The 22536-nt window shown below is 59.3% G+C and carries 19 protein-coding genes; 13 read left to right on the forward strand and 6 right to left on the reverse strand.

Translation table 11 applies throughout. The features are described from left to right. Positions 1–87: 87 nt before the first annotated feature. From DES53_RS05875 to DES53_RS05905, 7 genes are all read left to right on the forward strand, one after another. Positions 88–3948 (forward strand): PVC-type heme-binding CxxCH protein, encoded by a 3861-nt coding sequence (locus DES53_RS05875; RefSeq protein ID WP_245958102.1) that lies wholly within the window; start codon positions 88–90, stop codon positions 3946–3948. 198 nt (positions 3949–4146) lie between these two features. Further along, positions 4147–7701, forward strand: coding sequence for a hypothetical protein (locus tag DES53_RS05880; protein WP_113957310.1), 3555 nt, complete (start codon positions 4147–4149; stop codon positions 7699–7701). A gap of 142 nt (positions 7702–7843) precedes the next feature. Beyond that, a complete protein-coding gene (locus DES53_RS05885) occupies positions 7844–9661 on the forward strand; it encodes a GDSL-type esterase/lipase family protein (protein WP_113957311.1) in 1818 nt (605 codons plus the stop codon). 47 nt (positions 9662–9708) lie between these two features. Further along, positions 9709–10068 (forward strand): hypothetical protein, encoded by a 360-nt coding sequence (locus tag DES53_RS32820; protein ID WP_113957312.1) that lies wholly within the window; start codon positions 9709–9711, stop codon positions 10066–10068. Between the two features lie 67 nt (positions 10069–10135). Next, positions 10136–10534 (forward strand): DUF5069 domain-containing protein, encoded by a 399-nt coding sequence (locus DES53_RS05895; RefSeq protein WP_113957313.1) that lies wholly within the window; start codon positions 10136–10138, stop codon positions 10532–10534. A gap of 111 nt (positions 10535–10645) precedes the next feature. Then, positions 10646–11305, forward strand: coding sequence for a hypothetical protein (locus DES53_RS05900; RefSeq protein ID WP_113957314.1), 660 nt, complete (start codon positions 10646–10648; stop codon positions 11303–11305). Between the two features lie 36 nt (positions 11306–11341). Continuing rightward, on the forward strand, positions 11342–11800 hold the full coding sequence (locus DES53_RS05905; RefSeq protein WP_113957315.1) for a DUF4304 domain-containing protein: 459 nt from the start codon (positions 11342–11344) through the stop codon (positions 11798–11800). A gap of 108 nt (positions 11801–11908) precedes the next feature. Here the strand turns inward: DES53_RS05905 and ppk2 are convergent, their stop codons facing one another. Next, the gene (ppk2, locus tag DES53_RS05910; protein ID WP_113957316.1) at positions 11909–12904 is read right to left on the reverse strand and encodes a polyphosphate kinase 2; all 996 of its coding nucleotides are present in this window, start codon (positions 12902–12904) and stop codon (positions 11909–11911) included. A gap of 153 nt (positions 12905–13057) precedes the next feature. On the opposite strand from ppk2, the gene DES53_RS05915 reads away from it, so the two are divergent. Beyond that, on the forward strand, positions 13058–13738 hold the full coding sequence (locus DES53_RS05915; protein WP_113958110.1) for an NAD(P)-dependent oxidoreductase: 681 nt from the start codon (positions 13058–13060) through the stop codon (positions 13736–13738). A gap of 170 nt (positions 13739–13908) precedes the next feature. Here the strand turns inward: DES53_RS05915 and DES53_RS05920 are convergent, their stop codons facing one another. Further along, on the reverse strand, positions 13909–14865 hold the full coding sequence (locus DES53_RS05920) for a uracil-DNA glycosylase (protein ID WP_113957317.1): 957 nt from the start codon (positions 14863–14865) through the stop codon (positions 13909–13911). A 167-nt stretch (positions 14866–15032) separates the two neighbouring features. Between DES53_RS05920 and DES53_RS05925 the strand changes: the two genes are divergently transcribed. From DES53_RS05925 to nth, 4 genes are all read left to right on the forward strand, one after another. After that, positions 15033–15542, forward strand: coding sequence for a 3D domain-containing protein (locus DES53_RS05925; RefSeq protein WP_113957318.1), 510 nt, complete (start codon positions 15033–15035; stop codon positions 15540–15542). A gap of 207 nt (positions 15543–15749) precedes the next feature. Beyond that, a complete protein-coding gene (locus DES53_RS05930; RefSeq protein WP_113957319.1) occupies positions 15750–16229 on the forward strand; it encodes a 3D domain-containing protein in 480 nt (159 codons plus the stop codon). A 70-nt stretch (positions 16230–16299) separates the two neighbouring features. Then, a complete protein-coding gene (locus DES53_RS05935; RefSeq protein ID WP_113957320.1) occupies positions 16300–16602 on the forward strand; it encodes a hypothetical protein in 303 nt (100 codons plus the stop codon). 85 nt (positions 16603–16687) lie between these two features. Then, positions 16688–17341, forward strand: a complete 654-nt coding sequence (gene nth / locus DES53_RS05940; RefSeq protein WP_113957321.1) for an endonuclease III — start codon at positions 16688–16690, stop codon at positions 17339–17341. A gap of 29 nt (positions 17342–17370) precedes the next feature. Here nth and DES53_RS32425 read toward each other — a convergent pair whose 3' ends face one another. The 4 genes from DES53_RS32425 to DES53_RS05965 form a co-directional block, all read right to left on the reverse strand. Beyond that, complete coding sequence (locus DES53_RS32425) at positions 17371–18108, reverse strand: hypothetical protein (protein WP_147263236.1); 738 nt, start codon at positions 18106–18108, stop codon at positions 17371–17373. A gap of 118 nt (positions 18109–18226) precedes the next feature. Further along, on the reverse strand, positions 18227–20278 hold the full coding sequence (locus DES53_RS05955) for an FAD-dependent oxidoreductase (protein ID WP_113958111.1): 2052 nt from the start codon (positions 20276–20278) through the stop codon (positions 18227–18229). A gap of 228 nt (positions 20279–20506) precedes the next feature. Further along, positions 20507–21277: a hypothetical protein gene (locus tag DES53_RS05960; protein WP_113957324.1), complete on the reverse strand. Its 771-nt coding sequence runs from the start codon at positions 21275–21277 to the stop codon at positions 20507–20509. 308 nt (positions 21278–21585) lie between these two features. After that, a complete protein-coding gene (locus tag DES53_RS05965) occupies positions 21586–21930 on the reverse strand; it encodes an HIT domain-containing protein (protein ID WP_113957325.1) in 345 nt (114 codons plus the stop codon). A 109-nt stretch (positions 21931–22039) separates the two neighbouring features. On the opposite strand from DES53_RS05965, the gene DES53_RS05970 reads away from it, so the two are divergent. After that, a complete protein-coding gene (locus DES53_RS05970) occupies positions 22040–22531 on the forward strand; it encodes a polysaccharide biosynthesis/export family protein (RefSeq protein ID WP_147263237.1) in 492 nt (163 codons plus the stop codon). The last annotated feature ends 5 nt before the right edge of the window (positions 22532–22536 follow it).

The raw sequence follows: 22536 nt of genomic DNA on the forward strand, positions 1-22536 counted from the left end.
TGCGCGAAAAGTGCGTAGTTTGCGCGCTTCTGTGCCAGAGCCCTTCCCAAGACGCAAAATTGGTGGATCATGCTCGTAACGATTCGCATGTCAGTACTCCGCACCTTCATCACTCTGCTTGCTTCATGCACCACGGCGGCCTCGCTTTCGGCCGGTGAGGTGGTGAAGCAAAAAATCGATGTCCTCCAGGCTATCAAGGCCGGGAAGGTCAGCTATCACATCAATCCGAAGCAGACCCTCCATGACCCGCCCGAGAAGATTTTTACGCTTGATGCCAAAGGACAGCTCAAGGTGAGCGGCAATGGGTTTGGCTACGTCCGCACGAATGAGGACTATCAGGATTATCATCTCGTCATCGATTTCACCTTCCCCGGACCCACGATGGGATCGCGTGAGGGGAAGGCTCGCGACAATGGACTCCTCGTGCACAGCCACGGACCCGATGGCGCCTATGGTGATACCTGGATGGCCAGCATCGAGGCCCAGATCATCGAAGGTGGGGTGGGGGACATTCTCGTGCTCTCGCCAAAGATGGCCAATGGCACTGAGCTGATCACCAGCCTTTCCTCCGAGTACGCGCTGGATCGGGACAAGGAGAAGATCTGGAAGAAGGGTGAACCCCGCCAGACGGTGACCAAAGGCCGCATCAACTGGGAAAAGCGCGACGTCGATTGGAAGGATGTGGCCGGCTTCCGTGGCAAGGATGACGTGGAATCTCGCGTGAAAGAGTGGACCCGTCTCGAAGTCATTGCGAAGGGAGACACGCTCCAATACTTCGTGAACGGCGTGCTGGTGAATGAGGCGTTTGATTGCAAGCCGAGCTCCGGGAAGATCTGCCTGCAGACCGAAGGTGCGGAGATGGTGGTGAAGCGCTTCGAGCTGTATCCGCTCGGCGAGTTCAAGGAGAAGTGGGATCCGGTGCAGGCCTCGGGTGGTTCGGATATCGAAGTGAAGAAGAGCCGCGAAACCTCGTGGACCCCGGAAGAAACGCAGAAGTCCATTGAGCTGGACGGACCTTATGAAGTCCAGCTCGTTGCAGCGGAACCCCTCGTGCGTGACCCGGTCGAAATGACCTGGGACGCACAGGGCCGCTGCTATGTGGCAGACATGATCGACTATCCCCTGGGCGCAGGCCCGGGGAAGCCGCCTTTGTCCCGCATCCAGCAGCTCATTGATGACAATGGTGATGGCCGCTATGACAGGGCCGTCACTTTTGCCGATCAGGTGGATCACGTGCAGGGCCTTGTGCCCTTCCGTGATGGCCTGGTGGCCACCACACGCACGCAGATTCTTTTCATCCGCGACACCAATGGAGATGGGGTCGCAGATGAAAGGAAGCCGCTCGTGGAAGGCTTCAATCCCAATCACTCCCAGCTTCAGGTCTCCTCGCCGCGCTGGGGGCTGGACAACTGCATCTACTTCAACAACGGTCTTGATACGAAGGAGATCTATCCCGCAGGCACACCGGACGAGAAACAGAACTTCACCCGCAGCAATCTGCGCTATGACCCGGCCACGGGGAAGATGACTCCGGCCACGGGCTTCGGTCAGTTCGGCGGTTGCTTCGATGATTGGGGGCGTCACTTCTTCTGCTCGAACCGCAGTCCGGTCATGTTCGCTGTGATGCCCTACGACGCGGTGATTCGCAATCCGAATGCAGGCATCACGCAGGGGTGGGAGGACATCGCCCCTGCCGGAGCGGAGACCCGGGTGTATCCACTTCAATTAACTCATACTACAGCCGATGCCCACGCCGGCACCAATACTGCCGCGTGCGGACTGGGGGTGTATCGCGGCGACCTGATGCCGGAGTTGAAGGGGAACATCTTCGTGCCCGATCCCACGGGCCAGCTCGTCACGCGCTACATTGTCGGGCCCAATGGCGCCAGCCTGAAAGCCACACGTATGGGAGAGCACAAGGAGTTCTTCGGCAGCCGTGATGAGTGGTGCCGCCCGGTGAACGTCACCACCGGCCCCGATGGTGCCCTCTATGTGTGCGATATGTATCGCCGCTACATCGATCACGCCCGTTTCTTCCCTGAAGAGTTCGTGAAAGCCCACGACATTCGCCAGGGTGAAAACGAAGGCCGCATCTGGCGCGTGGTGCCGAAGGGCAAGACGGCCCGGAAGATCGAAGCTGCGCCGAAGAAGCCGGAGGAACTGGTGAAGTGGCTCGGGCATCCCAATGCGTGGCAGCGTGAGACGGCGCAGCGTTTGCTCGTGGAGATGCGGAACAACCTGAACATCGACACGGTGGTGAGCCCCGGGACGCTCATTTCTACTCTGGAGTTCAAGGGGAGTGTCCCGTTTGAAGTGCTGAAGCCTGCGTATCTTTCCAAGGATCCACTGACCAAATTGCATGCCCGATGCGTCTTTGACGCCTGGACGTGTGATTCTGAATGGGAGTTTTATGGAGGGAAAGCGGCTGCCCTGACAGGCAAGAGGCTCAGCGGCGAAGCAATCATCATCCACGATCACTGGACGAAGGATCGGAAGATTGAAGACGCGTCTCCCTTCGTGCGGTGGTATGCTTCCAGCCACGAGGCAGTCCCCATCGAGTATTCCGCCAGCGGGAAATACAAGATCCTTGAGCCCACCATCTCCGATTTGCGCTACGCCTTTCTGGATCGCACCATTCTCTTTGATGGTGGACCTTCACCCAGAGGGACGCCTGAAGATCAAGTGAGGGTCCGGGCCAGGATTCTGGGCTTCGAGGATCCCAGCGGCTGGATGTTGAAAGGCATCCTCAGTGCAAGCAGCAAGACCGCAGGCAGGGTGTTGCACGGAGCATTTGAGGAAGGATCTGTGCCAAAGAACTACACGCTCGCCTGGGTGGAGAATGTTCGTGCGCTGGTATCGGCGAGTCTGGCCTCCGGAGAGAGCGAGGATGTGCCCGCTGTCATGGAGCTCTTGAAACGCGATGCGGGCAAGCTCACGTGGTGGAAGCCCGCCCTTCTTCAAGGCCTCGCCGATGGATTCCCCAAGTCTGGGGGCAAGCTCGGCGTGAAGACGCTCGCTCAATTCACGACCACACCTCCGGAGCAGTACAAGGCCGCTGCCGCGGAAATCACCGCGCTGCTCGGTCTCGTGGACAAAGTGATGGTTGACACCAAAGCCCCTGCGGAGCAACGCCTCGCCTGCATCCCTCTGCTCGCTCAGCGCTCGTGGGACAAGGCGGAGCCCGTCATGCGCACGTTGTTGGATGACAGCCAGCCGCTGGAAATCTCCACGGCCGCGTTTGCGCTGCTGAAGAAGTTTGGTGCAGAGAAGACAGCGCCGCTGCTTTATGAACTGCTGCCGAAGCTCGGACCCACGCAGCGCCTCGAAGCGGTGAAGATGCTCACGAGCAGTGGCAAGACGGTGAAAGATTTCTTCGAGCGCATCGATCGTGGTGAACTTCCCAAGGCCTTCGTCGATGCTGAAACGCGTTGGCGTTATCTGCGTCCGAACAACCCTATGTTTGAGCTGGCCACCAAAATCTTCGGCAGCCCCAGCGGTGACCGTGCCGCGGTGATGAAGACCTATCACGATGCCGTCTCCATGAAGGGAGACTCTGCGAAGGGGCAGCAGGTCTTTGCCACCATCTGCATCACCTGCCACAAGGTGAAGGGGCAGGGCGTGGATGTCGGTCCGGATATCACCGATGTGCGCATCAAGGAAAAGGAGGCGCTGCTGAGTGACATCCTGGATCCCAACCGCATGGTGGAGGCCCGCTGGATGGCCTATCAGATCGACACCAAGGATGGTCGCATGGTAGTGGGCCTGATTGCCGGGGAAACCGCCACCGAAGTCACCGTGAAAATGGCCGGCGGCATTGCCGAGGTGGTTCCACGTTCGAACATCGCCAAGATGAAGAGCCTCGACGCCAGCCTCATGCCCGCAGGGCTGGAGGGCGGCATCACCAAGGAGCAGATGGCGGATTTGCTGGCGTATCTGAAGGGGGAGTAGACCGGTAGGCGAAACGTAGCTTGCGAGTCCCTTCGCGAGTTCTCAGTGTATGCCATGACTCCTGACTCGCGAAGGGCCTCGCGAGCTACGTTGGGGGCATCGAATAATTTCTCGCACCCCCACGTCTTACCCGGACGCGTGGGGGTGTGGCATGCCGCCGTTGACGTCCATGCGCCAAACCTGCTATTACCTCTCCGCATGAGATGCACCGGATTTGTCAAGGTAGTGGCCCTGCTGGGGTGCATCGTCGCTGGAGCGACCGCGCAGGAGGGGGGGAGTCCGGACGAGCTCACGAGCACAGCTTCCAAGGCCATCGAATCCCTTCTCTTGGATCCCAAACAAAGCGCCCGCATCGCCAACGGTGAGGCAGACAAGGTGGTGGCAGTCCTTCCGGATGCTCACCCGGGAGTGAAAAAATACGACCTGCTCGATGCCGCCTTCCGGGTGCTGAAGCCGGAGGTAAAACAACAACCTGAGCACGCACTGAAGGCCCGTCTGCTTGCGGCGATCGCGCGAGTGGGGCGACAACGTACGGCGGATGTGGCCAAGGCAGAGGAACTGGATCTTTTGCTCAATCCTGATCGTCCAGACGCGTGGCTGCGACGTGGCATCAGCTACGTAAAGGCGAAGGAGGACAAGTGGGCGGCTGACATGTTCCTGGAAGCACTGAAGCGCACCGACTTTGCCCGGCCTCCGGAGTTTTTCTCAACCCTGGCTCCACCCACGACCGGCTGGGTGGCGCGTATTGCCAAAGCGCAACGCACTGATGAACTGAATGCGGCACTCGGGGAGGCATTCACGCGGACCAGGCAGGGCACCGCAGGGCCCATGGCGTTCTCCATGTTGCAGGCGGTGCTGGATGTGGAGGATACGCCGAAGCAACCACAAAGGCTTGAGTCGGTGCTGAAGTCCGTGCGCGAGCACCAGCAGCATCTCCTGCTGGCTCACATGGCCCAGTTTCAGAAGCTGGTGTTCACGTGGGAGCGTGCAGGGCATCAAGATGCCGCCACCACGCTTGCACGCGCCCTTCTCCTGACGCCTTCCGAGAGAGGTGAGAATTCTCCGCAGGAGGCCGGGGGTGAAGTGACGGAGCAACTTTCCCTGCGTGAATTGTGGGGCGTAGCGCCTGACTATCTGGATCACAATGGACTGATTTCCTCGCTTGCTGGCAATGCGTTGCGCGAACCTAATGAGAACTTTTTTGCGGAAGCTGAGAAGTTGGTGCGCACGCATCCACGGGATGCCCATCTGATTTCCACCGTGCTCTTGCTAAAGTCCTACAGGGCTCCCGTGACCACGGAGACGCTACAGTTGGCGCAGGGCCTTGATCCAGCTTCGCGCCCCCAGGTGGCGTGGCGACTGGCAGTGCTGTCCTTGTCTGTGGAAGCCGAGCCGACCCTTCTGACTTCCTGGTGCGAGGAGGGGATGACCGCACTCGTACAGAGGCCGGATCGCAAGGGAGACGTAGGTGCGAACATCCGACAGGCGATGCAAATCCTTCCCTGGCTGGAGAGGCATGGCCGCACAGCCTCTTTTCCAACGTTGATTCCCCTGTTTCGTGAGCGCATGGTGCGGGAGAGTGCCATCGGAGATGGCGCCATCAATCGGGATCTCTGGCCCTCCCTGCTGGTGCTGGCCGCACGATACGGCAACCCCAAGGAGAACGAAGCGTGCGCGAAGGAGTGGCAGGTGACTCAGGCGCGTCGCCGCGCAGGAACGATCGAGCAGGAGTGGAATGAATGCCGTCGCGCCCTGCGTGTGCTGGTCAGTGGCATGAGTCGCGTACCGCAGGAGCAGGGGAAGCCGCTTGCCCGCCTTGCCTTTGAGATGTGGTGCTCCCTGTGGCCACGCTCCATGAAGGAAGGAAGCTCAGACAGCGCCGTCGCGATGCTGGTGCAGGACGCATTGCTATCCGCCAATCTCACGGAGGAGTTGGCCATCTTTGAGAAACAGGTGAGCAAGGAAATCACCTTTGGCAGGAGCCTCGTTTTCCAGCCCATTCTGGAAAGACTTCAATGGTACCACGAGGTGATGAATCCGGAAGGAGCGATCGTTCCCCGTGCGACGGTGAAGTTGGTGAATCCCACGGGCGGGGAGCAGGGCCTGCGCGTCGCCTGGGAGCTGGCTGTCCAGACCCAGGAGGTAGAGCGGCTCAGGCTCGAGTTCCTCCTGAGCGACGAAGTGAGAGCCCCGGTGGAGGTCCGGGAGCAGTATGAGTCTCCGCCTCTTCACGCCCTCTCCGGTCGGTATGTGCTGGAAGTGTATGCGGGTGAAACGAAGGAAACCCTGCGGAAGGTGGGCGAGGCGCAAGCCGTGCCGGTGCAGGGAGATCTTGTCGTCAAGGGGTTGCCGGAGGCAGGTTGGGTGAGAGTGGTGATGCGTGAGCCGCGAAATGGTGCGGCGATATTTGAGGAGCCCGAGCTCTATTGCCTCCGCCGCACGGTGTTGGACAGCCGGAATCTTGTGAATCCGCCTGCCTTGGCCTGGGGCGCGAATCAAATGGAGGAGTACGGCACGCCCAATACCCAGCCCATCTCGATTGAACCGGACGCCGAGTACCTGCTCCGGGTGGAGGTGCCGGAGGCTTTCCAACGCCACTACAGTCCGAGCACCTTTCCTGGCGCCATGTGTCTTGTCGCATTGGATGCCGATAGGCAGCCGATTGGGAAGCTCACTGGGCTCTCAGGAACGGACCTGATGAAATCGGCCGGCAAATACATGGCTCTCATCTCGCCGGATCGATGGGGGAGCAGGGATGGGGACCTGTACGAGGTGCGCGATGCGGGGAATTGGGACGGGATGGTGAAGCCCCGCTATCTCGTCATCACCACGAGAAATCCTGGTGCGCAGCCCTGGCCCGTGAGCCTGCAGATATTCCGACAAAGCAAGGCTGCGGCTGCCGCAGAGAAATTGCCTGAGTTGAAGGCGGAGTTTCTAGCTTTGACGGAGCTGGAGGCGCGCACCTGGTTTGTGTCCAACTCCCGCCCACGAGCTGCGGTGGGTGGGCCCGGCGGTATCAAGGTGTATGACACCTCAGTGACACCGTGGCGGCTAGTGAAGCATCTCGACAGCAAGGCTCTGCTGGGACACGAGAGCGTGTTCCTGTTCCGGGATGATGAGTTGATTTGTCTGGAGTGGCCCTGTGAAGGCCGTCCCCAGGCGGCGCTGCGTATCGTGCCCTTGAATTCCGAACTCGCGTACGAGGCCCACGAACGGCGCGTGCTTCCCATGAATCCATTGCGCTCTGAGGTGGCGGTGGATGAGTCCGGTGCCATTCTTACAGCGCCGAGTGAGGGTTCATTCCGCACGCGGTTCCGTGCTCTGTGGCTCTCTGCGGACGGCAAGGTGCTGGAGGCAACGACAGAGCGTCCTGCGGTCGAAGGCGCCTCCGAGGTGACCGTCGCGTGGTGGGGCAAGGATGGGACCCTGGGAGTCAGCGAAGGCGGACGCATGTTTCATCTCAAAGTGACGCCCCAGGCGCTGACGGTGGAGAAGCAGGAGCCCGGCGTCGCCTCGTTTGAGACAGTACCTCCGGGTGCCGAGCCCAGCAGTCACCTGTGGCAGCCACGCTTCCTGCTGAAGGAGGGCAATCTTCTCCTGCGTCTCGACCAGAAGACTGGGGAATTGCAGACGGGCTACTGGCTGCCCTACCATTGCCGTGGGTCGGTCATCTGGATGAGTGATGTAAACTCTCCAGCCCTGCTCACCACAGATCAGGGCGAGCTCATTCGCGTGGCTGTGCCCGGAAAATGAGCCGTAGGGCAGGAGTAAACGAGGAATGGTTGCATGTCCGGGCTGTAGAGCTGCGTAGGAGGATGGTACACGCTGCCGGGCATGACGCCTTGTGATGAGCCGGAGGGCGTGCTCCATTGTGCCACGCTTTCCGTTTTCCTTGATGAAACTCCTCCGCATTTCCGCTCTTGTCCTCGCAGCAGCACTGCAAGTGGCTGCGCAATCTCCGAAGGCCGCTGCTGCCAAGGCAGAGCTGCCCACCGCGAAACGCATCGTCTTCCTCGGTGACAGCATCACACACAACGGCCAGTACCTTGAGTTCCTTGAGACCATCCTTCTGACCGAGACCAGCTATCGCCCGGAAGTGATCGCGGTGGGCCTGAGCAGCGAGACGGTTTCCGGACTTTCCGAGGCAGGCCACGCGGATGGAAAGTTCCCGCGCCCGGATCTGCATGAGCGCCTGGATCGCGTGCTGGCGAAAACGAAGCCCAATCTCGTGGTCGCCTGTTACGGGATGAATGACGGCATCTACTTTCCGCTCAAGGACGAACGCTTCCAAAAGTATGTCGCAGGCATCAAGAAGCTGCGGGAAAAGGCGAAGGCCGCGGGTGCCGAGATAGTGCATGTCACTCCGCCCACGTTCGATCCCGTACCCATCAAGGACAAGGTGCTGCCCGCTGGGCTCAATGCGTATCCGAAGCCCTTCGAAGGCTACAACCGTGTCTTGGATCGCTATAGCGAATGGCTCATCAGCGAGCGCAAAAATGGCTGGAAGGTCATCGATATCCATGGCCCGATGAATGACGCGCTGCGCGAGCGCCGTGTGGTGGATCCGGCATTCTTCTTCGCAAAGGATGGTGTGCATCCCAATGCGGAAGGCCACTGGGTGATGACACAGCAGATTCTGAAAGCTTGGGGCGTGGAGTCGAAAGTGACGCTGGATGATCTGATCAAGCCGGAGGGCAATCTCAATGCGCTCTACAAACTCGTGAGCGAACGCCAACGCGTGCTGAAAGCCGCGTGGCTCAGCGAGTGTGGTCACAAGCGTCCTGGTGTGGCTGCCGGTCTTCCGATCGATCAGGCAGAGGCCAAGGCGGCGGAGATCAGCAAGAAGATTGAAGAGCAACTGAACCAGCGCACTACCGGTGCTACCGCCGCAGGGAAGACAGAGAAGCCCGCTGCGGGCACACCTGCGGCTCCGGCAACCGCTCCGACGGTGCCTGCGGGTACACCCGCGCTGTATCCCGGCAAGCGCAGCACCTGGAACGGCTACGACAAGTATGAGTTCGAGGTCGATGGCAAGATGGCCACGGTCGTCGCGCCGAAGCAAGCTGCACCCGGAAAACCCTGGGTGTGGCATGGAGAGTTCTTCGGGCACAAGCCGGATCCGGACATCGCCCTGCTCGGCAAAGGTTTCCACATCGTGTACCTGAAGGTGCCGGACATGCTTGGTTCACCACCCGCGGTGCAGCATTGGAATGCCCTCTACGCCCACCTCACCAAGGAGTACGGCTTTGCCAAGAAGGTGGCCCTCGTCGGCTTGAGCCGTGGGGGATTGTATTGCTACGACTGGGCGATTGCCAATCCCACCAAGGTCGCCTGCATCTATGGAGACGCACCTGTGTGTGACTTCAAGAGCTGGCCCGGCGGCAAAGGAAAAGGCAAGGGCGATCCGAAAAACTGGGCTCGTGTGCTGGAGCTCTGGGGTTTCAAGGATGAAGCGGAAGCTGTGGCCTACAAAGGCAATCCCGTGGACTCTCTCGCGCCTCTCGCGAAGAACAAGGTGCCGCTGCTGCACGTGTACGGTGATGCGGATGATGTCGTGCCGCCCGATGAAAACACGCTGGTGCTCGCGGAGAACTATCGGAAGCTAGGTGGCACCATTGAGTTGATTGCCAAGGCCGGGGTGGGGCATCATCCGCATGGTCTGCAGGACAGCACGCCGATTGTGAACTTCATTGCGAAGAATGCGGGGAAGTGATTCCCTGAAAGTCCAGATCCCGCTGCAAAAAGCCTTATTTGCAACCCATGGTGGAAGTATCCGCTTTGCAGCAGTTTCTTGAGCGTGCGCTTTGCCGTCGCAAGGATCGCTACTTGGATTTCATTGCGAGACCCAAGTCGAGGGGCAAGTTTCTTGAGGCAATCTACCACGAACTTGAGTACTGCTTTGATGCCAGCCGCAGTGTCAAGAGTTTGCCTGCTCAGATCCTGGATTTGCCCGCGCTCCGATACAAACCACCAAAGGATTTTGGTGTGCCCATGGTAACCTTGCGTGAAGCGTTCAAGTCGGAAGACGAGTCCTTCCTCGCCATAAGTCTCGATGGAACCTCCGGCATCTTTCAACCGGAGACTTTTAGGGATTCGCGATTGCTCTTTCACTTTAAGTGAATGGTAGGGAGGGGCACCGAATAGATTCACGAACAAACGGCGACCCTCGACTGTCTACGACAGCGGCATGAATACCGAAAGACTCCGTGCTCTCGCCCGCGACCTGAATCAACTCGCTCCCCGAAGTCCGTACGACACTTTGAGTCCGGATTTCCCCGCGGTGGCTGCCCGGCTCGTGGACAAGTGCCGGGCTGATTTGCTGAATCTTCAGGGCGAGTACCACTACAATTGTCCCATGGATCAAAGATTCTTCCGCGCTGTGGGACTGGAGGCTGGAGCCCTGCGTGAGTTCGTGGCCACTGGCGCCGATGATGGCGAGGTGGCCTCATGGATGAGCACGAATGCGAAGCAGGCAAGAGGAGACCGTGTGAGCTGGGGACGCCGCTTCCGGAGAAATCCCCTGTGGCTCTTCCTGGTGTTTGAAGATTGGCAGCATGTGCGGAAGGCATCGAAACGCGCGCGTTGAATGCCGAGGTGCCATTTGCAGGGCCATATGCTGGTCGTGAACTTCGTTGCGAAAGTTGCGAGGCCGTGATAGTCGTCCACAAACCGAGAAGACGTGGGACGCTTTCTATGCATGGCTCTGGGCGTGATTTTTCTCATCGCAGCGTTCATGGAAGCCAGGCTGGGATGGGAGTGTAGGGCAACGCCCACCCGCTATTCTTTGAAGGAGCTGGAGGCCGGAGCGCAGGTGTCCAATCGCCACGCGATTCTTGAGGCGCACTATGCCATTCGGAACCGTCTGGTCTTTTCAACTACAAGGCTCCCGCCTGACGGACAAGCACGCCCAGATCCTGAGCAATATGTCGAGTACATGTGGTATCCGGTTGTTTCTGAACCTCCCCAGGAAGGAACGGTCCCTGAGGTGTTTCGCGTCCTCGTTAAAGAGGAGGCTTTTGCAATGAAGGTGCGTGATCGGCCTAGTGGCGTTGTGCGTGTTGATGAGATCAAGGGGATGTTCATGGATGACTGGCATACCCTGAGGGGCGAGGAGCGGATGTTGCTGCAGCACAATTTTCCGAAAGTCGATCTCAGCAAGGTCCTCCTTTTCGAAGCAGGTCGAAAGCCCCCTGACTTCGACAAGCTGTTGGGTTTTGTTTTTATTGGATTGCTCCTCATCGTAGTGTCGATTTTCTACTGGAAGCCCGATGCGAAAAAATCTCCCCAAGCAGACTCAGAGGATGGGCCGGACAACATTCCCGATGCAGGTCCACACCGCGGGACCCGACCTTGGTGAGACATGGAAGAGTTGAGTTTCCAATTTCCTTGCGTGATGCCCACTACTCCCGCCAAACTCATGAACAAGGCCATCAAGGCGGAACTGGTGCCTGCCTTGAATGCCGCAGGATTTATTGGGAAGTATCCCAGACTCCAAAAGTTCTCAGGAGATTACATCTACTTCCTGTCGATCAACCAGAACAAGCCGGGTACTGCGTTCTTCCTGGAGTTTGGAATTCATCCTCGTGGGGAGAAGCTCACCTCATGGGGAGAGGTGGTTCCGGAGGAGAAGCTGATGCTGGAGCATGTCCTGTTCCCCGAGCGCGCGCGCCTGCAGGCTCGCAAGAACGGCCACAGCAGTGTGGAGGAGGACTGGTTTTCGTTCCAGGCCTTCGGCTCTGACCTGGCGTTGTATTCAGGATTGGCATCGTCTGTGGCAGGAATGCTCCCGCAGATGGAAGACTGGTTTGCCCATCAGACAGCGGGGCCAAACGTTTCCCCGTGTGGTCTATAAGGGGAAGGGCTGAGCCCTTCCAACGTAGCTCGCGAGTCAGGGAGCATGACAAACACTGGGATCTCGCGAAAGGACTCGCGAGCTGCGTTGGCTCGGCGGACTAATTTCTTAGTACTTCTCCGGAACAATCATCTTCGGTGGCACCGGCTGGCGTTTGTACCCATCCGTGTGGACGCGTGGAGGCAGCTTGATAGGCGTGTGGTCCACCGTCTCATAGGGCACCTGGCTCAGGAGGTGGCTGATGCAGTTGAGCCGGCCTTTCTTTTTGTCTTCAGAGGGCACGACCCACCAGGGGGCCTCGGGGATGTGGGTGCGGGAGAGCATGACTTCCTTCGCTTTTGTGTAGGCCTCCCAGCGACGGCGGGACTCCAGATCCATCGGGCTGAGCTTCCACTGCTTCAGCGGATCGTGGATGCGGCAGTGGAAGCGGAACTCCTGCTCATCATCTGTCACGGAGAACCAGTACTTGATGAGCTGGATGCCGGAGCGCACGAGCATCTTCTCGAACTCAGGCACGGAACGGAAGAACTCCTCCAGCTCCTCATCTGTGCAGAAGCCCATGACCTTCTCCACACCGGCGCGGTTGTACCAGCTCCGGTCAAAGAGCACCATCTCACCAGCGGCGGGCAGGTGGGAGGCATAACGCTGGAAGTACCATTGGGTTCGCTCACGTTCGGTGGGGGCGGGGAGAGCAGCCACGCGACACACACGGGGATTCAGCCGCTGCGTGATGCGCTTGATGGCGCCACCCTTGCCAGCGGCATCACGACCTTCGAAGATCACCACCAGCTTGTGCTTCGTCTTGGAGACCCAGTCCTGCAGGCGTACCAGCTCAATCTGCAGCCGGTGCAGTTCCTTGAAGTAGTGCCGGCGGAATTCCTTCCGCTCATCATCATCTTGGCCTGGACGTTCCTCGCTCAGGTCCTCCAGTTCCATCTCCAGCTCTTCATCCACGCCATCGATCACTTCCTGGTGAATGCGGGCGTAGAGGTCGGAGTAGTTCTCAGCCGCCGCCGTCTTCTTGGCTTTGGGTTGTGCTTTGGCAGAGTTCTTCTTTGCTGAAACTTTCTTCGCCTTTGCGGGGGTCGCTTTCTTCTTCGCCATGCCGCAGTCTGCGCAGGGAAGTGTTACGTGGAAAAGAGGGAATGTGACAAGTGTGACACATGAGGGAATTGCAACATGTCGATGTTTGCTTTTGCGCGCCTGATCCAGTTTGCTTGTTCCCTGGCCGCCACCGCGTGTCGTACGAACTTCAGCATGAAAAAAGTCTGCATCGTAGGAGCTTCCGGCAAACTGGGGCGGTACATGGTCCAGCATTGTTTGGAACGCGGCTATGAGGTGGGGGGCGTCTGCCGTGAGCGGAGCGTTGCCAAGCTCGACCCCTACAAGGAGCGCATCACGGTTCTCCCCGGCATGACGAATGATCGTGAGCTCATCAAGAAAGCCGTTGATGGCTGTGATGGCGTGCTCGTCGTGCTCGCCCCGTGGGGTGTGCAGCAGTACTCCTCCGGCACTGCCCAGGCTGTGATGGACTACGCCAAGTCCGGAGCACGCCTCATCTTCTCTTGCGGATGGCATATCACCAAGGATGGGAAGGACGTGTACTCGAAGACCTTTGTGACATTGCTGAGGGTTGTCACCTGGCTCACGAAATTGCTCCGCCTGGTGGAGATCGACGATCAAGTGGAGGCTTGCCGTCGCATCTTTGCCAGCGACACCCGCTGGACCGTGGTACGCGGGAGCGATCTGGAGGAGGGCGAAAGTCAGGGCCTGCCCGTCTGGAGCAGGCATGTGGGGGATCCCATCCTGCAGAGCAACATGACCCGAAGAGTGGACTTCGCGCTTTTCATGGTGGCTGCCTTGGAGAATGACGAGCTTGTCCACGAGGCTCCGGCCATCGTCGGGTGTCAGACGCCGTCGGCGCTGGCGGGAAAGTAGTCCGCCGAGCTTCGGCGGTCAGGAGAGTTGGCTACGCGGCGAACCGAGCCGTGTAACCGCCGTCGAGCATCGGAACGGGTGTTTCTTAAGCTGCGGGGAGATGGCGACTGAAAGATAGTGCCATGGTGACCGCCGAGGCTCGGCGGACTACTTTCTGTCGGACCCCTTTCTCACCTCGCCCGGCTGAAGTACGCCCTTTGCTTGTCGGAAATGGGGAGCCCCACGATTTCCATCACCCGCATCATGTCCTCCCAGACCAGGCGCTTCTCCGCCAGACCGCCGCCGTCCTCGGCCTCGCGCCGGAGGAGGTAGCTGGGGTGATAGGTGACCACGAGGGGGTGCCCCCGCCATTCCTGGACCCGGCCACGCAGCCTGCCCACCGTGCCCTCGATGCCGAGGCCCGTCGAGGCCGTGGCGCCAAGGCAGACGATGACCCGCGGCTTGATGATATTGATCTCCGCCATGATGTAGGGCTGGCAGGCAAGCATCTCCCCGGTGGTGGGCGCCCGGTTCTTGCTTCCCTGCATGCGGCCGTCATCGATCTTCGGGCGGAACTTGCAGACGTTGCTGATGTACACCTCGCTCCGGCGGAGGCCCATGGCCTGGATGATCTTGGTCAGGAGCTGGCCGGCAGGTCCCACGAAGGGCTCGCGCTGCTTTTCCTCTTCCGCCCCCGGGGCCTCGCCGATGAACATGATGTCCGAGTCTGGATTCCCCACGGCGAAGACCATGATGTCCCGCAGGGTACCGAGCTCCCGGGCCTGCTTTCCGCCTTCCGCCTCCCGAGCCAGCTCATCCAGCAGCTCACGTTTGGAACGGGCGGGACTGGCCGAGGATCCGGGGCTGACAGGCTGCGTCGGGTGGAGAGGCGTGCCTGCTGGGGAAGGGCGCGGCGCGCTTGGCGTGTCCGCGGGTTGGGGGGTACGAAACGATGAAGGTGGACTTGAAGAAGCTATGCCCGGCGTTGCAGTGCGACCTGCGGTGGCGGGAGGGGTCACCTGCTGCTGGCGCGCGCCCTGTACCGTCGCCAGGACTGCCCGAGCCTCATCAGTGAGCCCCACGTGCGTCACACCCCGGGCGGCGAGCTGGGAGAGGTACTCTTGGAGCAGGGGATTGGGGGCAGGCATGGATGGAGAAAAATGAGGGCGTTTTCCGCCCTCATCCCGAACCCGTTTTCGCTGTTCGTCAAGCGATTCCGTCGTGCCATTTGCAGTTGACAGGGGGGAGGGGGGTGGGAAGCTCTCCGTCCGCCCTGCCAGACGGCAGAGTGTGCCGAACAACCCGAACCGAACTGATGCTCATACGTCGCCTCTCCGCTCTGATCGTGATCAGCGCTTGTACCGCCTCCTGCTCCAGCCCCGTAGCCGGCAACCCATCCGCCCCGCGCCCCCAACGCCTCCAGGATGTCAAGACCACCGCCTACACCCACACCGAGAGTGACCATCTCGTACACGGCGTGAAGACCGCCGCTGGCAGCAAACTCAAATTCGGGTCCGTCCGCAGCGCCGCCGCCGACTGGTCCGTCTATCCGGTAGGCACCGTTTTCCAGATCGAGGGTGAGCCCTATACGTATGAAGTGGACGACTATGGCTCCGCCCTTGTCGGCACCCAGACCATCGACCTCTACAAGCCCAACAAGGCGACCATGAACAAGTGGGGAGTGCGGCGCGTGAACATCAACGTGATCAAATGGGGGTCCTTCGCGAAGAGCCTGGCCATCATGAAGCCTCGCGGAAAGCGCAATTCTCACGTGCGAGAAATGGTCGAAAAGATCGAGCGCGGCACGACGCCTGCTAATTCCTGACCGCTCGTGCCTATCCCTCTCCGGATGGGTACTCGGCGGGAGAGTATAACTTGCTCTGAATCAATCAGATGTGGGTTCGTCTCTCCCGCTTTTTATTTTCTCTATTCCACACATGTCAACCCCAAACCTACCCTTAGATTTTAAAGGTTGACCTATTTCCACGCTTCCGGCAAAATGAGGAACCACTTCAGAGAAGTTAATTAATCTATGCTGAACATTCTCCGTCTTCTCGGGCTGGCCGCGCTCTGCGTGGGATGCGTTTCCTGCAGCAGCACCAAACTTGCGAACGCCAAGCGCATCAACGGCGTCAAGACGACGGCGTACACCCATTCAGAGTCGGACCATGTGAAGTACGGAGCCAAGGCTGCAACGGGTGCCCCCTTGAAATATGGCAACGTCCGCAGCGCCGCCACCGATTGGTCGGTGTACCCCGTCGGCACGGTCTTCAAGATTGAAGGCGAACCCTACGTCTATGAAGTGGACGACTACGGCTCAGCCCTCGTTGGCACGAATACTATCGATCTGTACAAACCCAACAAGGCTGCCATGAACCAGTGGGGAGCCAAGAAGGTGAACATCAGCGTGCTCAAGTGGGGCTCCTTCAACAAGAGCGTGGAAATCATGAAGCCCCGCATGAAGTATCCTCACATTCAACAGATGGTGAAGCGGATTGAGCGGAGCTCGTAGGGTGAGATGGACCCTTCCCATCTCTGATCCCACGCGGGCCCTCCGGGAGCTTTTGCGTCGCCCTCGCACCATGGCATTGGTGCTGGCTCCCCACGTATTGGCCACCTTGGGGGCTTGTATCATCACCCAGAAGTTCACCTGGCTGTATCTGATCCCGCTGGTGTTTGGATTTGGGCCCGGTGCCATAGTGACCCAATCGTTGCGGGAGGGAAGGCACGAGGACAATTGGGGTACTTTTGAGCGCGCGAAGGCTCCTGTGATGTACTGGTTTGGGGTTGTGTGCTGGAGTGTCTTTTACCTTCTGAGCCTGGCCCTCGTTATTGTGCTGGCCTATCAGCTTGAGCTTCGTGGTGAGATTCCGATGCGGGGGTAGCACACCTGGTGGTGAATTCTGCACGCGAGGCCGTCTGGCTCGACTTTCCAGTTTCATGGTAAGCCATCCCACCTAGCATGGCGCGGTGACCAAGACCGAACGCGCCGCCCACGTCCTCGCCCGCCTCACCAAGCTCTATCCGGAGCCACCCATCCCGCTCGACCATACGGACGCCTATACCCTGCTCATCGCCGTGCTTCTCTCCGCCCAGTGCACGGATGTGCGGGTGAACCTGACAACACCGAAGCTCTTCGCCCTGGCGCGCACCCCCGAAAAGATGATGGAGGTGCCAGTGGAGGAGATTCAGGCCATCATCAGGCCATGCGGTCTCAGTCCGCAGAAGGCCAAGGCCATCTCCACTCTTTCACGTATTTTAATTGAAAAGCATGGCGGGAACGTGCCTGCCGACTTGGAGCAATTGGAGGAACTCCCCGGTGTTGGCCACAAGACCGCCCAAGTGGTCATGGCGCAGAGCTTCGGCGTGCCGAGCTTCCCGGTGGACACCCACATTCACCGTCTGGCCCAGCGTTGGAAATTGAGCGATGGCAAGTCCGTGACGCAGACGGAGAGGGACTTGAAGCGCCTTTTCCCGAAAGAAACTTGGAACAAACTGCACCTTCAGATCATCTACTATGGCCGCGAGTACTGCACGGCGCGGGGGTGTGATGGCACCGTGTGCCCTATCTGTCGCGAGCTCTTTCCCGAGCGGGTGAGGGCGGTGAAGACGAAGAAGGCTTGAAGTGGGCGCAGCCCAACGTAGCTCGCGAGTCAGCAGGGTGCCATTCCTTGGTCGTCCGAGAACTCCACCTCCGGCAAAAACAACGTGTACTCGTCCTCCCTCAATTTTGCCTTCTCTGGGTTCGCGGCCAGATACTGTCGGTAATGCTCAAACTGCTCCCGGCTTCTGACAATATGGTCATAGGTTTCACCCTGCCACACGGAAGCTCTCCGCAATTTGCCCGCTTTGTCAGTCGGCACATCTGCCAATAGCCTTCCTCCCGATTGAGTGTTGAGGTCTCGCGAAGAGAAGTGTTTCCATGAGTTGCTCATGGCTTTCAACCTTGTGTCACCGAGGCATTGAACAAGCACATGCGCGTGGTTTGGCATGATCACAAAACCACCCAAGACGTATCTGACCAAGTCGAAGTGGAGAAGCGTCTCCTCAACCAGTTTGCGGGGAGCTGGATTTCTAAATGGACACTGGCCATGTCCGGCATCGAGATGTGCATGCATCTTGCGGGTGAAGGTGCGATGGAATTCGATACGGTGACCTTCCGAGAGCGCTTCAAGACGCTGATGCCAATGTGGGGAAGAGACGTTGATGCCTCTGGCTTCAAGCCACAGCAATCTCTGTGTTTGGTATTCGGTAAGAATGTGGGAGGGAAGAGAATCGGCGGTCCTGAACGTGAGAAAGTAGCAGACGTCTGGCTGCTCCCAGTGGGGTAGATTGCGATAGGAAATCGATACCGGAATGTTGGGCTGGAAGAAGCGGAATATTCTCGGCATTTATAGAGAAAATGCCAGTGTGAAGACGGGGTGCCAAATGGATTTTTGGTGGGGTTCCAAGGTTCAGCTACAATGACTCGCGAAGGGACTCGCGAGCTACGTTGGGCTACGAGCTTCGCTACTTTACCCGCACCCACTGCACCGCATCCACCGCCACATACCCCTTCGTCCCTTCGTTGCTCACGGTCACCACAGCCGGCTTCTCCTTGGTGAATTCAAACTTCCCGAGGGAGACGAAATACTTCTCCACCGTGGGCTTCTGCTGTTGGTTCACGGACACGGTGTCGCTGCCTTTGGCGTGCTCCACTTTCACGGGAACGTTCTTCGCTCGATTCGGGGCGGACGAGTAGGCGAGGCGGACCTCATAGGTGGCGCTCTCGGGGAGGGAGGTCTCGAACCGGGCGCTCAGTTTGCCCTTGCTGCCATCGCCGTCATTGTGGCTGGTGCCATCGATGGGGTCGCCGTAGCCGCTGGAGGTCCAGCTTCCTGCGTAGGTGGCCGCCTCGTCATCGACCACGATGCCAGGAAGGTTCTCTGCCAAGGTCAGGTTCGCGAGGGAGGCGAGTTCAAGCACTTGTCCCTGGGCTACCAGCTTGGTGCGGAGAGCAGCGATATCGATGTCTTGCACAGGGAGGTTCTTCTCCAAGGCCATGGCGGCGGCCACACCGGTGGAGTGGCCGAGGATCATGAACTGGGGCTCCATGCGGATGGAACCATAGGTCACATGCGTGGCGGAGAGTGCGACGGGCACCAGCAGGTTCTCACACTGCTCCTTCTTCGGCGTTACGCTGCGGTAGGGAATCTGGTAGGGGCGTACCGGAATGTCGAAGTTCCCCTCATCGATGACATACCCCTCTTTGTCCACAAGTCGTTGCACCGCGTGGGAGTCCAGGATGAAGGCCCCCATGCCAATACTGTCCGGCTTGGTGATGGCCTTCTGGCAATCGCGCTGGCTCATCATGTACTGGCCACGCATGCGGCGGGCTTCACGCACGTAGAGCTGGTAGGGCCAGTTCTCGTTGTCGGTGAATTCATCCTTTGCCAGCCCGTACTCGCTGGCCTGGGCACGGAGTTCCGCGGGCACGCGTGGGTCATTGGCGAGGAACCACAGGAAGCCCTGCACATATTCGCGATGGTCCTGCCAGATGCGATCGCGTGTGGCGTAGTCCGCGTCTGGATAGTCCACGTTTCCGCCCACGTGGTCGGTGCCCTGCACGAGACCGCTGGCGTTCGCATCGAACTTCTGATTTGGCAGCGCGCCGAGGAAGACGAGCTTCTCATACCTCACACCGGGGAAGGCATCGATGATGCGAGCGAGAATTTCGTACCGCAGCGGGTCATAGTTCACCGGCTTGGGGATGGGCACGCGGTTGGCGGCGTTGTTCGTGAGGATGACGCGGAAGTTGTAGGCCTGGGATTTGTTGTCTGCGGTGCCTGGCTCGGTCCACTTGGTATTGATGCCCGGCAGCAGCTTGCCGTCCTTTCCATAGGCAGAGATCTTTGCCGGCGTGCCGTGAGTGTACTTCTTGTCAGGGCTGACCATGTATTCCTTCTCGCGGAATCGGAACGGTGCAGGACGGAAGCCGGCGAGGGGTTCATCGAATGCCGCGCGTCCTTCGCGGCCCACGTAGTAGTCCACCTTGGCGAGCGCCATGACATCGCCTTCGTAGCTGGCATCGACGAACAGCCGGCCCTCATAGGTCCTTCCATCCAGTGTGGTCAGCGAAGAAAGGCGTGCTCCCTTCTTCTCTACGTTTTTCACTCGGGAGCCAAAGACCACATCCACCTTGGCCTCCTGCAGCATGGCGGTGAAGGCCTGCTCCGCGATGTGCGGCTCCTGGTACCAGAAGTCTTTCGAAGCCGTGCGATTTGGGTCAGCGTAGAGTGCGTCCACTTTGACGAAGAATTCCTTGGCGATGCCGCCGATGATCTCCGGGCGTGGTCCCACATCGGTGTGGGAGAGGCCGCCGGTGGTCAGGCCGCCGAGGTGTTTCGTCGTCTCAAGCAGGAGTACGGATTTGCCTTCGCGTGCTGCGGCAATGGAACAGGCAATGCCTCCCGGTGTGCCGCCGTAGACAACGAGGTCATAGGTCTTCTCCGGAGCAGCGTGTGAGATGGCGCTCATCATCAGGCAGCCAAGGACGAGGAGAAACAGGAAGGCGGGCTTCATCAGGGTGGGAAAGGCGTACACCCTGCAAGTGCCAATCACGATGGATTGGACAAGGAAAGTAGTCCGCCGAGCCTCGGCGGCTCAGGCGATGCGTGGTTAGGCATATCCCAAGCTGGTGCGTGGTGCCTATTGAGCTTCGTGTGCAGCCGTTTTTTTTCGGCTGCGGAGAGAGAGGAATGCGCTGGCTAGTATCACGGTGACCGCCGAGGCTCGGCGGACTACTTTCTACTACCACCTCCAGCGCCCACCCAGACGGTAGGTGTTGTAGTCGTCGCCGAAGTCCACACCGCCGCCGACATCCAGCCAGTCGAGCAGGGCATAATAGCCGCTCACCTCAATCACGTACTCGTTGAAATTCTCCGTATCAGAGAAGAGGACGCTCGCTGTCAGTTCGAAGTTCTCGGTCACGGCAAAGCGGACCCCGGGACGTAGGAAGAGCGAAATGTCATCTTCGTAGATGTAGTCCAGATCGCCACCGGTCCAGTCGTAGCGGAAGCCGACTTCGCCATAGATGTGGAAACGTTCTGTCACGGGGAGGAAGACGCCACCACCCACGGTTGCGGTGGTGAGGGAGAGGTCCTGCGCATTCGGTCCCTCTGCGAGGATGCGGTCGAGGCCAAAGTGGAGGAAGCCGATCTTCATCAACGCCACCCGCAGGTTCACGCCGAAGCCGCTGTCGCCGTCCAGCTTGTCATCGCCGCGGAAGTCATTGTAGGCATAGTGGCCTTCAAGGTGGCCCCAGCTCAGGAGTTCAGCATAGCGTCCGCCACCCCCGGAGCTGATTGCGCCGGAGCCATAGCTCTGCTTGGTGTAGTCACCACCACCGCCGCCGCCATAGCTGTAGTTCGGCTGACTGGGGGAAGACTGGTATTCCTGATACTGCTGCGGGGCAGGCGCCGCGTTGTACGGATCGTAGGGGTACTGGGCTTGGTAGTTCTGCGCGACGCCGGATGCGACGCTGCAAGCAAGCGCTGCCACAGGAAGGAGGAAACGTATCATGGCCTACCAGCTTAAGGTTTCTTGAAAATAAGGGGTTCCTTAAGATTTCCCAGAAAATGCGAAAATGGCAAGTTTTTCCTTCAGGAAATGGAGGGGATGGTGGCTGCTGTAGCTCAACGTAGCTCGCGAGTCCCTTCGCGAGGAGAGTCGGTCGGTGGGCTGGCCACGCCAAAGCCGCACCAAAGGGCGATGCCGGGCAATCGGCCTTGATGTTCGGAACATGATGAACCGAAACTTCCTTGGAGGGTCTTTTGCCCTGCACTGAGATCTCGCGAAGGGGCTCGCGAGCTACGTTGAGCTGCCTTGGCTCAGCCCGGCGGCCAGCCAAGTTCACGCCCGGCCAGCAGGTGCACGTGCATATGCGGCACGGTCTCGCCAGCGTCCTTGCCATGATTGATGGCGAGACGGAATCCCTTGTCCGTGGAGTTCACGCCAAGTTGGGTGGCAATTTTCCCCGCTGCCAGCAGCAGCGCGCCGAGCGTCGCCTGGTCGTCCGCCACAGCATCACCGACACGGGGGATGACCTTCTTCGGCACAATCAAGACATGCACCGGTGCCTTCGGATTGATGTCGCGGAAGGATACGCAGAAGTCATCTTCATAAATGATGTCGGCGGGAATCTCGCGGGCGATGATCTTTTCGAAGAGGGTCATGGCGGAAATGGGAAGGGAATGTGCGATTGGACTTTCGGTGACACCCAAAGTCAAGGAACAAGGGGCGTGCATCCTTGACGCTGAAAGTCCCGAAGTGCTACAACCGGACATGCGTCTGAGGAATCGATGGTCGGTATGGCTGGTGTGTGGAGCGTCGCTTCTGGCAGTCCTTTGCTGGCTCGCCTTCGCGCCTTCCTCCACGGCGCCCAAAAGTGGCATGGTGAAGGTGATCGGCGCGGTGGCAAAACAGGGTGAGTATCCCTGGCAGCAAGGCCTGACCGCAAAGCAATTGGTCACCGACGCTGGTGGGCTGACGCCATTCGGGTTCTGGAAAGTTCAGGTGTACGACGTCAATCCTGCCTGGCACGTGAAACTGGGACGTCGCACCAAGGGATTGCTGGTGACTGTTGTGAACTGGGTCGATGACAGTCTGGACTCGATGTGGGAAACCTGTCACCTGCCCGGGGAGTCCCCTGACCTGCGCATGAAGAAGACGCCACCGTCTGCGAAAGCGACGGTGAACCTTCGCGTGCCTGCTGAAGACATCACCCTCTCTCCGGGTGATGTCGTGCTGGTGCCTGAGAGGATCGTGACTTTTTGAGTGAC

Source organism: Roseimicrobium gellanilyticum, from assembly GCF_003315205.1.
Classification (GTDB): Bacteria; Verrucomicrobiota; Verrucomicrobiia; order Verrucomicrobiales; family Verrucomicrobiaceae; genus Roseimicrobium; species Roseimicrobium gellanilyticum.

Bases quoted from the DNA above. Each gene is read 5' to 3' on its own strand.
- DES53_RS05965 (WP_113957325.1), bottom strand. From the start codon at position 21,930: ATGACCCTCTTCGAAAAGATCATCGCCCGCGAGATTCCCGCCGACATC.
- DES53_RS05885 (WP_113957311.1), top strand. From the start codon at position 7,844: ATGAAACTCCTCCGCATTTCCGCTCTTGTCCTCGCAGCAGCACTGCAA.
- DES53_RS05895 (WP_113957313.1), top strand. From the start codon at position 10,136: ATGAATACCGAAAGACTCCGTGCTCTCGCCCGCGACCTGAATCAACTC.
- DES53_RS05920 (WP_113957317.1), bottom strand. From the start codon at position 14,865: ATGCCTGCCCCCAATCCCCTGCTCCAAGAGTACCTCTCCCAGCTCGCC.
- DES53_RS05900 (WP_113957314.1), top strand. From the start codon at position 10,646: ATGGCTCTGGGCGTGATTTTTCTCATCGCAGCGTTCATGGAAGCCAGG.
- ppk2 (WP_113957316.1), bottom strand. From the start codon at position 12,904: ATGGCGAAGAAGAAAGCGACCCCCGCAAAGGCGAAGAAAGTTTCAGCA.
- DES53_RS05925 (WP_113957318.1), top strand. From the start codon at position 15,033: ATGCTCATACGTCGCCTCTCCGCTCTGATCGTGATCAGCGCTTGTACC.
- DES53_RS05930 (WP_113957319.1), top strand. From the start codon at position 15,750: ATGCTGAACATTCTCCGTCTTCTCGGGCTGGCCGCGCTCTGCGTGGGA.
- DES53_RS05970 (WP_147263237.1), top strand. From the start codon at position 22,040: ATGCGTCTGAGGAATCGATGGTCGGTATGGCTGGTGTGTGGAGCGTCG.
- DES53_RS32425 (WP_147263236.1), bottom strand. From the start codon at position 18,108: ATGCCGAGAATATTCCGCTTCTTCCAGCCCAACATTCCGGTATCGATT.
- DES53_RS05935 (WP_113957320.1), top strand. From the start codon at position 16,300: ATGGCATTGGTGCTGGCTCCCCACGTATTGGCCACCTTGGGGGCTTGT.
- DES53_RS05960 (WP_113957324.1), bottom strand. From the start codon at position 21,277: ATGATACGTTTCCTCCTTCCTGTGGCAGCGCTTGCTTGCAGCGTCGCA.
- DES53_RS05955 (WP_113958111.1), bottom strand. From the start codon at position 20,278: ATGAAGCCCGCCTTCCTGTTTCTCCTCGTCCTTGGCTGCCTGATGATG.
- DES53_RS05875 (WP_245958102.1), top strand. From the start codon at position 88: ATGTCAGTACTCCGCACCTTCATCACTCTGCTTGCTTCATGCACCACG.
- DES53_RS05915 (WP_113958110.1), top strand. From the start codon at position 13,058: ATGAAAAAAGTCTGCATCGTAGGAGCTTCCGGCAAACTGGGGCGGTAC.
- DES53_RS32820 (WP_113957312.1), top strand. From the start codon at position 9,709: ATGGTGGAAGTATCCGCTTTGCAGCAGTTTCTTGAGCGTGCGCTTTGC.
- DES53_RS05880 (WP_113957310.1), top strand. From the start codon at position 4,147: ATGAGATGCACCGGATTTGTCAAGGTAGTGGCCCTGCTGGGGTGCATC.
- DES53_RS05905 (WP_113957315.1), top strand. From the start codon at position 11,342: ATGCCCACTACTCCCGCCAAACTCATGAACAAGGCCATCAAGGCGGAA.